The organism is Paenibacillus sp. FSL R5-0470, assembly GCF_037975205.1.
In the GTDB taxonomy this organism is placed as follows: Bacteria; Bacillota; Bacilli; order Paenibacillales; family Paenibacillaceae; genus Paenibacillus_AQ.
In genome coordinates, this window is the sequence record NZ_CP150238.1 from 49,821 (window position 1) to 63,800 (window position 13,980).

The following is a 13,980-nucleotide window of genomic DNA, read 5'->3' on the forward strand; positions in this document are numbered from 1 at the left end:
CCGTTTTTGATAAGATCATACCGAATATACTTCATGACTTAAGCAGCTTGATCTTGCAAGAAAAGCTAGCGCTAGTGAAGGATTTGACGACATCTTCGAAAGGCAGCGATAAATGCTTTTCTAACATGGGGTTTATAGAAAAGAGAACCATGACTTCATGGTTCTCTTTTCTTTTTGCCCGGAATGAGATATATTCAGTAGTGAGTTCAAGAGTAGGAGGTTGGCATTCTTGAAAAGAATGGCTGTAGTTCTTGCCGCAGGTCAAGGCAAGCGAATGAAATCTAAATTATATAAGGTGCTGCACCCCGTTTGCGGTAAGCCAATGGTAGGGCACGTGCTTGATACAGTAGAAGCGACCGGATGCCAGCGCACCGTTGTTGTTGTTGGGCATGGCGCAGAGAAGGTTAAGGCCTATGTAGGGCAAAGTGCGGAATACGTGCTGCAGGAAACTCAGCTCGGTACTGGTCACGCTGTCAAACAAGCTAAGGATTTGCTCGGTGGTGAAGAAGGAACGACGATTGTTGCTTATGGTGACACTCCGCTTATTACATCGGAGACGCTGATAGGATTGATGGCTCTGCATGAGGAGCGTCAGGCGGCAGCGACTGTATTAACCGCAGTAATGGATGATCCATCTGGATTAGGACGGATTATACGTAGTGAAGATGGCGGCTTAATGAAGATCGTAGAACAGAAAGATTGTAATGCCGAACAGGCAGCTATTCATGAAATCAACACAGGAATTTATTGCTTTGATAACATCAAGTTATTTTCGGCTTTAGAGAAGGTTACTAACAGCAATAATCAACAGGAATATTATTTGACAGATGTTATCAGTATTCTGCGTGAGCAAGGTGATCTTGTTCTAGCATTCCAGACTGAGGATGCTAACGAGTCTATTGGTGTTAATGACCGTTTAGCTTTATCTGATGCGGAAGGTATTATGCGTCAACGTATCAACCGCAAACATATGCTGGGTGGCGTAACCATAATCGATCCTGCCTCCACATATATCGGAGCAGATGTAGTCATTGGGTCGGATACAACGATCTATCCAGGAACCATCTTGAAGGGTAAAACTGTAATCGGTGAGAACTGTGTGATCGGACCGGCAAGTGAAATCGAAGATTGTCAGATCATGGACGACGCGACGATTAAGCAGTCCGTATTGAATCAAGCACAAGTTGGCGCACGGACTACCGTTGGGCCTTTTGCCTATTTGCGTCCAGGTTCTATACTTGGAGAAGAAGTGAAGGTTGGAGATTTCGTCGAGATCAAGAATGCTACGATTGGTGACGGTTCTAAGGTGTCGCATCTTAGCTATATTGGCGACGCATCTGTGGGTAAGAATGTAAACGTCGGTTGCGGTGCGATTACTGTTAACTACGACGGGTATAATAAATTTACGACAACAATTGAAGACGATGCCTTTATCGGCAGTAACGTTAACCTTATTGCACCGGTTTCTGTGGGCAAGGGGGCTTTTGTTGTAGCTGGTTCGACAATTACGCGTTCCGTTTCAGAGAACGATCTGGCTGTTGCCAGAGTACGGCAGGAGAATAAACCGGGATATGCAGAGAAGATCCGTTCCCGTGCAAAAGCGAAGAAAGACCACTCGAGTCCATCGTAAAGCGTTGCTAAGAAGCGCCGGACGGACTTATATTTCCGCGCCGGCGCCTTTGGAAAGCTAAATTCCGTCACGGAGGGTTTAAATTTTATGACTTATTGTGATTCCAAATTAAAGATTTTCACCTGTAACTCCAACCCAAAGCTTGCTAGTCAAATCGCTGATTACATCGGAATTCCGATGGGTGAATCGCATACTACAAGTTTTAGCGATGGAGAAATTCAGGTCAAGCTGTCAGAGAGCGTTCGGGGTTGTCATGTGTATATTGTTCAATCCACCTGCGGCCCGGTTAATGACAACCTAATGGAGCTTTTAGTTATGGTGGATGCACTCAAACGCGCCTCCGCAAAAAGCATCAATGTGGTTATCCCTTACTATGGTTACGCTCGTCAGGATCGGAAAGCTCGTTCCCGTGACCCTATTACGGCCAAGCTGGTAGCAAATTTGATTGAAAAAGCCGGCGCCCACCGTGTAATTACGATGGACCTCCATGCTATGCAGATTCAGGGATTCTTTGATATTCCAGTGGATCACTTGCTGGGAGTTCCCATCCTGGCTCAGTATTTCCGTTCCAAACAAATCGAGAACCCAGTTGTCGTATCGCCAGATCACGGCGGTGTAGTACGTGCAAGAAAGCTTGCTGATTTCCTGAACGCTCCGCTTGCAATTATAGACAAGCGTCGTCCAGAGCCGAATGTCAGCGAAGTCATGAACATTATCGGTAATATTGAAGGTAAAACAGCCATTCTGATCGATGATATTATCGATACTGCTGGAACCATTGTACTTGGTGCTAATGCTTTGATGGAAGGCGGCGTGAAGGAAGTATACGCTTGCTGTACACACCCAGTATTGTCTGGTCCTGCACATGAACGTCTGGAGAATTCTCCAATTAAAGAGATTATCGTGACAGATACGATTCCAATTCGCAGCGCGAACCCAACTTCTAAACTCAAAGTGTTGTCCGTGGCTCCACTTATGGGTGAGGCAATTATCCGCGTTCATGAAGAGTTGTCGATTAGTAAATTGTTTGAAATTGAATAAATATAATCAATAATAGCAAGCAAAAACGCCTTCGGCGTCCCCAAAGGACGGTAAGCGTTTATGCGAGAAATATAAGGATAATGTATAGCGTGAAACTTATACATTCTTATATTGTACAAAAGGGTTACACCTCCGCTCTCGGAGATGTAACCCTTATCGGCGTGATGCAGGTAGAAGCGCTGGCTTCAATACCCGGCGCGGGAGACGAAGGTGAATATGCTGCGGTTATAGAGTGTCCCTTGCAGCTCTACGAATCCTTCGTCCACTGCTGTCAATACACCAATGTCAATGTGCACGTCGCCTCTGTATATTTCCACAGGCACAGCATATTGGATATGGTACTGAAAATCGCGCTGATGTGTTAAGATTCCACTTTGATGTAGCATAGGTTATCACCTGTCTTCGGAGTATAATTTCGCTCTGGTTGCACAGAGATATGTAGATAAGATCTATTGTACCAAAAACGGACTTCTCTTGCCGGAGAGCCCGAATGGAAAGGAAAGGTTCGATAATGAAATGGATTGTCGGATTGGGAAATCCAGGAACACAATATGCGAAAACAAGGCATAATGTTGGTTTTATGGCATTGGATGAGCTTGCGGCTCAGAACGGGATTTCCTTCAACCAAAGCAAATGTAAATCCGTGATCGGTGAAGGGGTTATCGGGGGAGTCAAAACCGTATTGATTAAACCGATGACCTTTATGAATTTGTCCGGTGAGGCCGTTCGCGCTTATATGGATTATTACAAAGTTAAACTAGAAGATATGATCGTCGTCTACGATGATCTGGATACCGAAATCGGAAAAATTCGCTTGCGTTATCAAGGTAGTGCTGGTGGGCATAACGGAATTAAATCGATCATTCAGCATGTAGGTACACAAAGCTTTAATCGGGTACGCATGGGTATTTCTCGCCCTGAACCGGGTTTTGCAATAGTGGATTATGTTCTCTCTTCTTTTCCTAAAAAGGAAGGCGATCCTCTGAAGCAGATGATCCTTAATACTTGTGATGCACTGGAGTTCAGCTTACAGAATTCATTCGAACAGACGATGGCTAAATTCAATGGTTGACCTGTAAAACTCTGTTAGTTATGAGGCTAAAGATGATGCTCCCCGGACATACTGAAGGTATATAGTACCTTCAGGAGGCATATAGATGGCAATAAACTATGTATGTAGGCACTGCAAGACATCTCTAGGCAGCATTAATAGAAGTGATGTTACAGAAATGCAGTTGGGCCTTCATTCCTTGACCCCTGCGGAGCGCAGAGATATAATAGCGTATAATTCAGAAGGTGAGATCACGGTAAAGGTGACTTGCGACTATTGCAAGGAGGCTTTAGAGCATAATCCGGAGCTTAGCCTGCTGACGAGTCCGCTTCAGTAGGTGATAGCGCCTGTCTCTATCGTCATCCGCAAGCCTTGGCGTTACAGCTGAGGCTTCTTTTCGATTCCAATCATAATAGGTGACGGTGGCTTTGACTTCCGTTAGCCTGTTTAGTAAGAGAGGTGCGCCTGTTGTTACAAGGTATTATAGAAGCTTTTTCCAAGGATCCCGATTTCCAGTCTATCACCCAGGGTGTAGCTGCAGGTATGAAAGAGCAGCTCATATCGGGGCTTACAGGTTCAGCTAGACAGATCATGCTTGCAGCACTGCATGAAGAGACAGCTCGTCCCTTGCTTGTAGTGACTCATAATATGTTTTCGGCTCAGAAAATGGCCGATGATTTACAGGAAGCGCTTTCCCCGGAACGAGTTCTGCTCTATCCTGCTAATGAACTTGTGGCTGCGGAAGCGGCTGTCTCAAGTCCAGAGACATTAGCCCAGCGTATTGATGTACTGACCAAATGTGCTCAGGGCTTCCGTGGTATTGTTGTAGTTCCCTACTCGGGAGTGCGCAGACTGCTCCCTGCACCAGAGGTTATGGCAGAGGCGCAGGTTACGGTTTCTCAGGATGGAACGCTTGCTCTGGATGAATTCTTGATGTCCATGATCGAAATGGGTTATGAAAGAGTAGAGCGGGTTGAGAATCGCGGTGAACTGAGTGTAAGAGGTGGAATTATTGATTTTTATCCAATGACTTCTCCTTTGGCATATCGTGTTGAGTTATTTGATGATGAGGTTGATTCCATCAGAACTTTTGATCCAGTCGATCAGCGTTCTATTGATAAAGTACGAAGTGTGAAGATTACACCGGCTAAAGAGATTATAGCGAGCCGATTTCGCCAGGAATCTGCTTCTGCTGAAGCATCTGTTATGCTGGAACGACAGCTTGAGAAAATGGCGGATCGGCAGGCTAAGTTGCGTCTAAAAGAAGAAATTGGACGCGAGCTAGAAATGCTGCGCGAAGGAACCTATTTTCCTGAAATCTATAAATATATCAGTCTTTTATACCCTGAACGCTCTCATTTATTTGATTACATGGCCCAGGATACGATCCTTATTCTCGATGAGCCGACAAGACTGCTTGAAACGGCGAAACAGCTCGAAAGAGATGAATCGGAATGGAACCTCCATCTGATGCAAAACGGCAAAACATTGCCGGATCTGGATCTCTCTGTCGAGACAGATGTTGTGATGTACAAACGTCCGTTCCAAAGCCTGTTTATGTCGATCTTTTTGCGCCAGGTCCCACACATTCAACCACAGAACATTCTTGGGTTTATTAGTCGTGGGATGCAGGATTTCCATGGTCAGATGAATGTGCTTAAATCGGAAATGGAGCGTTGGCAGAAGTCTGGTGTAAAGGTAATGATGCTTGCGAGCAGTGAAGAACGGATTGAACGTGTGCGCAGAGTCCTTTATGACTACGGCATTGATGAGCCAACGATCGTACAAGGAAACCTGGGTTCAGGCTTTGAGCTGCCTTCTATTCATTTAGCCGTTATCACTGAAGGAGAGATGTTCTCTCAGAAGCAGCGGAAGGCACGGAAGATCTCCAAAGGGATAGATAATGCAGAACGGATCAAGAGTTATACTGAGCTGAAAATTGGTGATTATGTTGTTCACCAGAACCATGGTATCGGTAAGTATATGGGGATCGGCACGCTGGAGGTCAGCGGTATTCATCGCGACTATATGCATATTTTATATGCGGGTGGCGATAAGCTCTCGGTTCCAATTGAGCAAATTGACTTGATTCAGAAATATGTCGGTTCAGAAGATAAAGAGCCGAAAGTATATAAATTAGGCGGTAATGAATGGACGCGGGTGACCAATAAGGTTCGCTCTTCCGTTCAGGATATTGCTGATGATCTAATCAAACTGTACGCTGAACGCCAAAGTGCAGCAGGGTATGGTTTTGAGAAGGACACACAGGAACAGCGTGAATTTGAAGAAATGTTCCCTTACGAGGAGACTCGGGATCAGCTTCGAGCGATTGAAGAGATTAAGAAGGATATGGAACAGAATCGTCCAATGGATCGGCTTCTTTGTGGAGACGTTGGATATGGTAAGACGGAGGTAGCTATACGAGCAGCCTTTAAATCAGCGATTGAAGGTAAACAGGTGGCTGTACTGGTACCGACAACGATTCTAGCTCAGCAGCATTATGAGACCTTCCGGGAACGCTTCGCAAATTATCCGCTAAATATTCAAGTCCTAAGTCGTTTCCGCAGCCGTAAGGAGCAGAATGAGACGATAAAAGGCGTTCGGGCAGGAACGGTTGACGTGGTTATTGGTACCCACCGTTTATTGTCTCAGGACCTTGTATTTAAGGACTTAGGTTTATTGATCGTGGATGAGGAACAGCGATTTGGCGTGACTCATAAAGAGAAGCTGAAGAAGTTAAAAACGAATGTAGATGTTCTTACCCTGACAGCAACTCCAATTCCTCGTACATTGCATATGTCGATGCTGGGAGTGCGTGATTTGTCTGTTATTGAGACGCCGCCTGAGAACCGTTTCCCCGTGCAGACTTATGTTGTTGAGCATAGTCAGACGCTTACGAGGGAAGCTGTAGAGCGTGAATTGGCTCGTGGCGGTCAAGTCTACTATCTCTATAATCGTGTGCAGGGCATTCAAGAAATGGCCGCTCAAATTTCTATGCTTGTTCCTGAGGCTAGGGTAGGCATCGGACATGGCCAAATGTCGGAAGCGGAGCTGGAGAAGACGATCCTTGATTTTCTTGATGGAGAATACGATGTGCTGGTCAGCACAAGTATTATTGAGACGGGTGTAGATATTCCTAACGTAAATACACTTATTGTGCATGATGCCGATAAGATGGGCTTGTCTCAGCTCTATCAACTACGTGGACGTGTAGGCCGGTCCAACCGGATTGCGTACGCCTATTTTACCTACCAGCGGGACAAGGTTCTGACTGAAGTGGCAGAGAAGCGGCTGCAATCTATTAAGGAATTTACGGAACTGGGTTCTGGTTTCAAAATAGCGATGCGGGATTTATCTATTCGTGGTGCCGGTAACTTACTTGGTGCAGAACAGCATGGTTTTATTGCATCCGTAGGATTTGATCTATACTCACAAATGCTGGCGGAGGAGATCCGCAAGCGTAAGGTTACTGTGCTTGGAGAGGAAGATACCTCGCTCAAAGAGGGCAATACCGTCATTGATTTGTCGATTGACGCATATCTGCCGTCCGAGTATATTTACGACAGTATCCAGAAAATTGAAATCTACAAAAAAGTTGCGGCAGTAACATCCTTCGATGATGCTTCTGAGCTTGAGGATGAGCTCTTGGATCGGTTCGGAGAACTGCCTGAAGCAGTTGTTAATCTATTAACTGTGGCTCGTCTGAAAGTGTATGGAAAAATGTATGGCATTGATTCCATGATCAGACGTGGTGATGATGTTACCCTGAATTTCTATGAGGGAAGTCTTGGCGCTCTGGATACGGCCAAACTCGCCAAAGTTGGAAATAGCTTCGAAAGACGTGTACAATTCGATAGAGATGCTAAAGCCAGTATCCGAGTAAAGTCGAAAGACTTAAGTGATAAACAGCTGCTTGACTTGCTTGAACAGTTTCTTAAGGAAGCTAAACAGTCTTTTAAATCGAAGGGAGAACTACACAATGTCGTTAAATAAAAAAAAATCATGGAAAGTTCTGCTCGTTTCATTGGTAGCAGCGGTTTCCTTTTCTATGCTAGCAGCATGCGGTAGTAGTGCTGATGATAGCAAGGCAGTTGCGACTTATAAAGGTGGAACAATCACAGAGAAGGAATTTGCTATGGATCAAAAAATCATGAAATTCCTCTCCCCACAGCAAGCGCAATATTTAGAGATTGAGGCGTTTAAGGAGTCTATTTTGAAGCAGGAAGTGGGCTTTGAATATTTGGCTTCCAAAGCAACGGATGAAGCGAAGAAGCAGGCGAAGAAAGAGGCTGATAGCCAAATCGCTGACTTGAAGAAAGCTCTGGGCGACAATTATAAAAAAACACTTAAAGACGCTGACGTTACAGAGGGCGATATCCATAGTTATATGGAGCGTGTGCTGACGGTTTATCAGGATATGCTGCTTAAAGTGACAGATGATCAGGTTGTCAAAGAATTTGAAGCTACAAAAGGTGACTTTACGGTAGCGACTTTGCGTCATGTGCTAATCGGTCTGACCGATGCTAACAACAAAGAGCGCACTAGTGAAGAAGCACTGAAAATCGCGAAGGAAGTTAAGGCAAAGCTGGACGGCGGAGCTGATTTTGCAGCAATCGCTAAGGAATACACTGACGATACAGCCTCTAAGGAAACAGGCGGAGAATATAAAGATAAAGCTGTAGGAACGTATGTAGATGAGTTTAAGAAGGCTGCGCAAACCTTGCCTTTGAATACCATTAGTGATCCTGTAGAGACTTCTTATGGTTACCACATCATCAAGGTGGAGTCCCGTACCGACAAAACCTTTGATCAGTTAACGGATGAACAAAAAGAAGGCATTAAGAGCTCCATTGTGTCCAAGAACCTAGAAGCATTCATGGAGAAAGATCTGGAAGGCATTATTGAGAGCATCAATCTGCCGAAGAGCTCTGCTGCCGCAGATGAATCCGGAACAAAAAATAGCGGAACAGAAGCCACTACAGCGCCAAGCGCATCCCCAAGTGCTACAAAAGCTGCTGAATAAACATCGGTAAAAATGGACAAGCTTACCTTAGAAAAGCCATCCTCACTTAATGTGAAGATGGCTTTTTATAAATATAAGGTAGTATAAGTTTCACACTATACTTTTTCCTTATATTTCTCGCTTAAGCGCTTACCGTCCTTATTAAGGACGCCGAAGGCGTTTATGCTTGTTCGAAGAAACATCTTCAGAACGGCCTTTATCTTGATGCAGATATTAATACATGTCAGCTTATGTATAAGGATCTGGGAAGAGATGAATACTATGGTCAGATATTACGATAAATCACTGGGATTATCCTTTCCCATAATGGACAGTAGTAAGACCATACTTCTTAAGAAAGCGGGGCACATGTGAAATGAAAGCTACTGGAATTGTTCGGCGTATTGATGATCTCGGACGAGTGGTTATTCCCAAAGAAATTAGACGTACTCTACGGATTAGAGAAGGCGACCCACTGGAAATTTTCGTCGATCGGGACGGTGAAGTCATACTCAAGAAATATTCCCCGATTGGCGAGCTTGGTGACTTTGCAAAAGAGTACGCGGAGTCCTTGTTCGAGGGTACAGGGCATATTACGATGATTGCTGATCGTGATACCTTTATTGCACTGGCTGGTGGCTCCAAGAAAGACTATTTGGAAAAACAAGTAGGAATTCTTTTGGAGAAGGTCATGGATAGTCGTAAGACTGTACTGGAAACCAACGAAGGCAGTTATGAAATCGCTAAAGATCATCCGGATTTGGTGTCCTCATATGTAGCCTCACCGATCATTTCCGGTGGAGATCCTATTGGTTGTGTAGTGATGGTAAGTAAGGATGATTCAGCGAAAATGTCGTCAATGGAAGTGAAAATGGCCGAAACCGCCGCCGCATTCCTTGGCAAGCAAATGGAGCAATAACCGTAATGTAGACCCCGCTTTCCTTTTGGTAAGATATACAAAGGGCAAACGGGGTTTTGTCGTTCTTACAAAACCGTTTCTACTTGTGGGTATACATACGTTATAATATAGAAATTCATCCCATTAAAGTTGTAGAAGCAGGTACTTTATGAAATCGAACTCACAAACATCACGATTGCTGCAAGGGGCATTTATTCTAAGTGCAGCAGCGATTATTTCAAAGCTTATAGGTACACTCCAAAAAATCCCGCTGCAAAATCTAGGCGGAGATGCGGTATTTGGTATATACAACACGGTTTATCCTTTGTACACGATGTTGTTGACGGTAGCGATGCTGGGTCTGCCAGCGGCCATATCCAAATTTGTCGCTGAAGCCTCTGCAGGAAGGCGGGATGACGAGGGTCGGCGGATTCTGCGGTTATCTGCGGTTATAACAGCCATAAGCGGTTTGGTTATCGGAGCAATCACCTATGCAGGTGCGCCGATTATAGCTGGGTGGGTCGGCAACTCGCATGTGATGCCCGCTTTGCGGGCAAGTGCGTGGGGACTTGTGGTTGTTCCAATCATGTCAGCTCTTCGGGGTTACTTTCAGGGTCTTCATAATATGGTTCCGACGGCTGTGTCACAAATTGTAGAGCAGTCCGTACGTGTTACAGTAATGATTGTACTGCTCTTATACCTGACCTCACTGGGTGCAGGAGCTGAGAGCATTGCTGCTGGCGCATTGCTTGGCTCAGCCGGGGGAGGGGCAGCAGGGCTTGTGATTATGCTGCTATTTTTGCGACGTCATCGGCGGGTGTTAAGACAAGGGTCCCCTTTAGATGCTACCGCTTCTGTCGAAAGTCAGGGTTTAAAGCTGCCCAATGCAGATAATGAGGGGCGTTCAAATCAACGAATTATGGGCGTTAAAGCAGGGGCCTTGCTGGCTTATGGAATTCCCGTGATGCTTGGCGCGCTCGCAATGCCTCTTATCGGTCTTGTAGATGTATTCACTGTACCTCGCTTGCTATCCTCTCTAGGAAGCGAAGTGGAGGCAATGACACAGTTTGGTATATACAATCGTGGTTTGCCACTAGTGCAGATTGTAACGATGATTGCCACTTCTTTGTCTGTTGTGTTCATACCAGCCTTAGCAGAGGCGAAGTACAAGGGAGACATGAAGCTGATCGAGAACCGTTGCAGCTTGTCGCTGCGTTGGTTCTGGCTGCTAGGGTTGGCAGCGTCAGCGGGACTTGCAGTGCTTGCTGAGCCGATTAATATGGCTCTTTACGGCGATACCGCCGGTAGCAGCACTATGACTTGGCTGGCCTTAACCGCTGTTGGCGGTACGGTCAGCATCATCTCGGCTGCACTCCTGCAGGGCCTCGGCTACGTGCGCGCCCCGGCCCTGCACCTTTTGGCCGCCGCGCTGCTCAAGGCGGCCCTGAACCTGCTGCTGGTTCCGCAGCAGGGCATTACCGGCGCAGCCATCGCTGGCGTGGCCGCGCATTCGTTTGCAGCAGCGCTCAACGTGCTGCTGCTCTACCGCCAGGGCCATCTGCGGCTTCGCCTCGCAGATGCCCTGGCACGGCCCGCGCTGCTCACAGCGGGCCTGGCTCTTGCCGCTGCAGCCACCAGCTGGGGCGTGGACGCTGCGGCTACGGCCGCTGGCATCGGCGGCGGGCGCACTGCCAGCTTGGCGCAGAGCCTGCTCGGGGTGCTCGCAGGCTGCGCTGTCTTTGCCGTAGGGGCTATAGTCCTTCGGCTCCTTAGCGAGAGCGAGCTTCGCCAGCTTCCGGGCTTCGGCCCGTCCCTGGCGGACAAGTTGAAGAAGCTGCGCTTATTCCCTTAATCAACGTTTTCATCACAATATAAAAATGCGGTCTGCTGAGACAGCCGCTTAAGAGGAGGAACAGACATGAGTGCAACATTAACGGTCGTCGGTCTGGGTTCAGGCAACCCTGATCGATTGACGCTAGGAATTATAAAGAAGCTGAAGGCAGCATCCGTTGTCTATGTCCGCACAAAAGAGCATCCAGTCATGGCTGCCCTTTCCGAGCTTGAAATAACTTCCCAGTCCTTTGATGGATTGTATGAATCTTTATCCTCGTTTCCAGAGGTGTATGCAGCGATTACTTCAAAACTGATTGAAGAGGCTCAAGCAGCAGCAGACGGTACAGATATTGTTTACGCGGTTCCGGGTCATCCTATGGTTGCGGAATCAGCGGTTTCGCAGCTGCGCGAGCGGTGTCCTGAGGAAGGCATTGAACTGCAAATATTGGGTGGGGAGAGCTTTCTCGACGAGGCGTTTGTTCGACTGGGGTTTGACCCCATTGAAGGGTTTCAGTTACTAGATGCTTCAGGCATTCGCAGTGCTCAGCTTCAGCCTGAACTACATACTCTGATTGGTCAGGTGTACGATAGCTTTACAGCCTCGGAGACAAAATTATGTTTGATGGAGCTGTACCCGCCTGAATATGAAGTTGTTGTGGGGCATGCACTCGGTGTCGAGAACGAAGAAAGTATTGTAAGAGTCCCACTGTACGAACTGGATCGACTCGACGGTTATGGCAACCTGTCGTTAGTTTATGTACCTGCGAATCGTGACGAGAATCTAAGGAATCGTACCTTTGCCCGTCTGCATGAGATTGTCGATATTCTTCGAAGCCCGGAAGGTTGTCCATGGGATCGGGAGCAGACACATGAATCCCTGCGCAAAAATTTAATCGAAGAAACCTATGAAGTCCTTGAAACGATTGATGAGGATGACCCCGATCATATGAAAGAGGAGCTGGGCGACCTTTTGCTGCAAATTATGCTTCACTCTCAAATGGAGGAGGAGCTTGGCATGTTCAACGTGTATGACGTCATTGAAGGGCTGAATGATAAGCTTATCTTCCGTCACCCTCACGTATTTGGGGATACCAATGCGAATGATGCCGAAGAAGCGCTGAAGAACTGGGAGGGCATGAAGGCAGAAGAGAAGCGGCGTAAAGGTGTGAAGCCAGAGGAATTATCCGTTCTTAGTGGTGTTCCGCGTGACCTGCCTGCTCTTATGAAGGCATACAAGCTTCAGAAAAAAGCATCCAAGGTGGGGTTTGACTGGGACAACGCTACGGATTGCATAGCCAAGATTCGTGAGGAGATTGATGAGCTGCAGGAGGCGATTGACACAGATGCGGCAACAGATGATCAAATTCTGGAACTTGGGGATTTGTTGTTTGCAGTTACGAATGTCGCTCGTTTTATCGGTGCAGATCCGGAAGAGGCATTAACCCGGACTAACCGCAAATTTGTGCGCCGGTTTCAATATATTGAGCAAAGCTTGCAGCGCAAGGGAACGAGCGTTAAGGATAGTAGTTTGGAAGAGATGGAAGAACTATGGCAAGAGGCTAAGGCTGAGGAGCGAAAAGTCTAGTAATTCACAGCCTCTTTACGGTATATGGACTCAAAAATGGGGCAATGCTGTGGATGTAGCTTTTATTTTCTGATTTAGAATGTGGTCAGTAGTTTAATAGTGCTATAGAATAGATTCTGCGACGATTTCTGAGAAATAACTGCTTCTTTTTTAAAAAAACGACGAATCGTGGCAGGATTTTAAGGTGACATCAAGAATAACATAAAGACGAAATGCGATTCGCCCCATATTATGGTGGTGATTCTCGTTTCATTTATTTTTTCGTATCCTAGGAGGAACTTTAAATTATGAACAAGACAGATTTGGTAAACAACATTTCCGAGAAAAACGGATTGGCAAAAAAAGATGTAGAAGCAGTATTGAACGGATTCTTGGGTGAGATTACAGAAGCTTTGGCAAAAGGTGATAAAGTCCAACTGATCGGTTTCGGAACTTTTGAAACTCGCAAACGTGCAGGACGCACTGGTCGCAACCCGCAAACGGGCACTACGATTGAAATTCCAGAATCGACTGTACCGGCTTTCAAAGCTGGTAACAAGCTTAAAGAAGCCGTTAACTAATGCGTCTTGACAAATTCCTGAAAGTGTCCCGTTTAATTAAGCGCCGTACAGTGGCCAAGGATGTGTCCGAACAAGGCCGGGTACTGATTAACGGGCGGGAATCTAAACCTAGTAGTGCAGTTAAGATCGGTGACGAGATTACTGTACAATTTGGACAAAAGCTTGTAACGGTCAAAGTAGAAAAGCTGGTCGAAACGACTCGCAAGGACGAGGCCGCTGGTATGTATACTCTAGTTCGGGAAGAGCCTGTTGCCAAAAGCAGCGGACTGGACTGGTAAGAGTAATAGAAGAAGGCATAACTTTACATTTTGTAGAGTTGTGCCTTCTTTTTGTTTCTATTATTTTTAGTGGGACGGGATGTTCTATAACTTCTGCCTCTG

General features: G+C 46.2%; 12 protein-coding genes. 11 read left to right on the forward strand and 1 reads right to left on the reverse strand.

All coding sequences use genetic code 11. The features are described 5' to 3' along the window. The first annotated feature begins 229 nt into the window (after nt 1-229). On the forward strand, nt 230-1,630 hold the full coding sequence (gene glmU, locus MKY99_RS00235) for a bifunctional UDP-N-acetylglucosamine diphosphorylase/glucosamine-1-phosphate N-acetyltransferase GlmU (RefSeq protein ID WP_042183845.1): 1,401 nt from the start codon (nt 230-232) through the stop codon (nt 1,628-1,630). Between the two features lie 87 nt (nt 1,631-1,717). Continuing rightward, complete coding sequence (locus MKY99_RS00240) at nt 1,718-2,671, forward strand: ribose-phosphate diphosphokinase (protein ID WP_036678796.1); 954 nt, start codon at nt 1,718-1,720, stop codon at nt 2,669-2,671. 185 nt (nt 2,672-2,856) lie between these two features. Here the strand turns inward: MKY99_RS00240 and MKY99_RS00245 are convergent, their stop codons facing one another. After that, on the reverse strand, nt 2,857-3,057 hold the full coding sequence (locus tag MKY99_RS00245; RefSeq protein WP_042183847.1) for a hypothetical protein: 201 nt from the start codon (nt 3,055-3,057) through the stop codon (nt 2,857-2,859). A gap of 125 nt (nt 3,058-3,182) precedes the next feature. On the opposite strand from MKY99_RS00245, the gene pth reads away from it, so the two are divergent. The 9 genes from pth to MKY99_RS00290 all read left to right on the forward strand — a co-directional run bounded on the left by pth (nt 3,183) and on the right by MKY99_RS00290 (nt 13,878). Next, entirely contained in the window at nt 3,183-3,743 is a 561-nt protein-coding gene (pth, locus tag MKY99_RS00250; protein ID WP_042183849.1) for an aminoacyl-tRNA hydrolase, read from the forward strand. 85 nt (nt 3,744-3,828) lie between these two features. Beyond that, nucleotides 3,829-4,059, forward strand: coding sequence for an anti-sigma-F factor Fin family protein (locus tag MKY99_RS00255; RefSeq protein ID WP_042123127.1), 231 nt, complete (start codon nt 3,829-3,831; stop codon nt 4,057-4,059). Nucleotides 4,060-4,190: 131 nt separating this feature from the next. Continuing rightward, nucleotides 4,191-7,715 (forward strand): transcription-repair coupling factor, encoded by a 3,525-nt coding sequence (gene mfd, locus MKY99_RS00260; RefSeq protein ID WP_042123128.1) that lies wholly within the window; start codon nt 4,191-4,193, stop codon nt 7,713-7,715. Beyond that, a complete protein-coding gene (locus MKY99_RS00265; RefSeq protein ID WP_076286878.1) occupies nt 7,702-8,745 on the forward strand; it encodes a peptidylprolyl isomerase in 1,044 nt (347 codons plus the stop codon). The genes mfd and MKY99_RS00265 overlap by 14 nt, the downstream gene beginning before the upstream one ends. Before the next feature lie 355 nt (nt 8,746-9,100). Continuing rightward, nucleotides 9,101-9,643: a stage V sporulation protein T gene (gene spoVT, locus MKY99_RS00270; protein WP_042123132.1), complete on the forward strand. Its 543-nt coding sequence runs from the start codon at nt 9,101-9,103 to the stop codon at nt 9,641-9,643. Nucleotides 9,644-9,791: 148 nt separating this feature from the next. Next, on the forward strand, nt 9,792-11,474 hold the full coding sequence (locus MKY99_RS00275; protein ID WP_339268071.1) for a polysaccharide biosynthesis protein: 1,683 nt from the start codon (nt 9,792-9,794) through the stop codon (nt 11,472-11,474). Nucleotides 11,475-11,540: 66 nt separating this feature from the next. Further along, nucleotides 11,541-13,040 carry a nucleoside triphosphate pyrophosphohydrolase gene (gene mazG, locus MKY99_RS00280; RefSeq protein WP_076286875.1) on the forward strand — a complete coding sequence of 500 codons (1,500 nt, stop codon included), beginning with the start codon at nt 11,541-11,543 and terminating at the stop codon, nt 13,038-13,040. Between the two features lie 287 nt (nt 13,041-13,327). After that, nucleotides 13,328-13,600, forward strand: a complete 273-nt coding sequence (locus MKY99_RS00285) for an HU family DNA-binding protein (RefSeq protein ID WP_036678778.1) — start codon at nt 13,328-13,330, stop codon at nt 13,598-13,600. Then, nucleotides 13,600-13,878 (forward strand): RNA-binding S4 domain-containing protein, encoded by a 279-nt coding sequence (locus tag MKY99_RS00290; RefSeq protein ID WP_042183857.1) that lies wholly within the window; start codon nt 13,600-13,602, stop codon nt 13,876-13,878. Before MKY99_RS00285 ends, MKY99_RS00290 begins: the two co-directional genes overlap by 1 nt. Nucleotides 13,879-13,980 lie beyond the last annotated feature (102 nt).

What these genes read in the sequence shown, in the direction of transcription:
- MKY99_RS00245 (WP_042183847.1), bottom strand. Translation starts at nt 3,057, where the DNA reads ATGCTACATCAAAGTGGAATCTTAACACATCAGCGCGATTTTCAGTAC.
- MKY99_RS00285 (WP_036678778.1), top strand. Translation starts at nt 13,328, where the DNA reads ATGAACAAGACAGATTTGGTAAACAACATTTCCGAGAAAAACGGATTG.
- MKY99_RS00290 (WP_042183857.1), top strand. Translation starts at nt 13,600, where the DNA reads ATGCGTCTTGACAAATTCCTGAAAGTGTCCCGTTTAATTAAGCGCCGT.
- MKY99_RS00240 (WP_036678796.1), top strand. Translation starts at nt 1,718, where the DNA reads ATGACTTATTGTGATTCCAAATTAAAGATTTTCACCTGTAACTCCAAC.
- pth (WP_042183849.1), top strand. Translation starts at nt 3,183, where the DNA reads ATGAAATGGATTGTCGGATTGGGAAATCCAGGAACACAATATGCGAAA.
- MKY99_RS00265 (WP_076286878.1), top strand. Translation starts at nt 7,702, where the DNA reads ATGTCGTTAAATAAAAAAAAATCATGGAAAGTTCTGCTCGTTTCATTG.
- spoVT (WP_042123132.1), top strand. Translation starts at nt 9,101, where the DNA reads ATGAAAGCTACTGGAATTGTTCGGCGTATTGATGATCTCGGACGAGTG.
- MKY99_RS00255 (WP_042123127.1), top strand. Translation starts at nt 3,829, where the DNA reads ATGGCAATAAACTATGTATGTAGGCACTGCAAGACATCTCTAGGCAGC.
- MKY99_RS00275 (WP_339268071.1), top strand. Translation starts at nt 9,792, where the DNA reads ATGAAATCGAACTCACAAACATCACGATTGCTGCAAGGGGCATTTATT.
- mazG (WP_076286875.1), top strand. Translation starts at nt 11,541, where the DNA reads ATGAGTGCAACATTAACGGTCGTCGGTCTGGGTTCAGGCAACCCTGAT.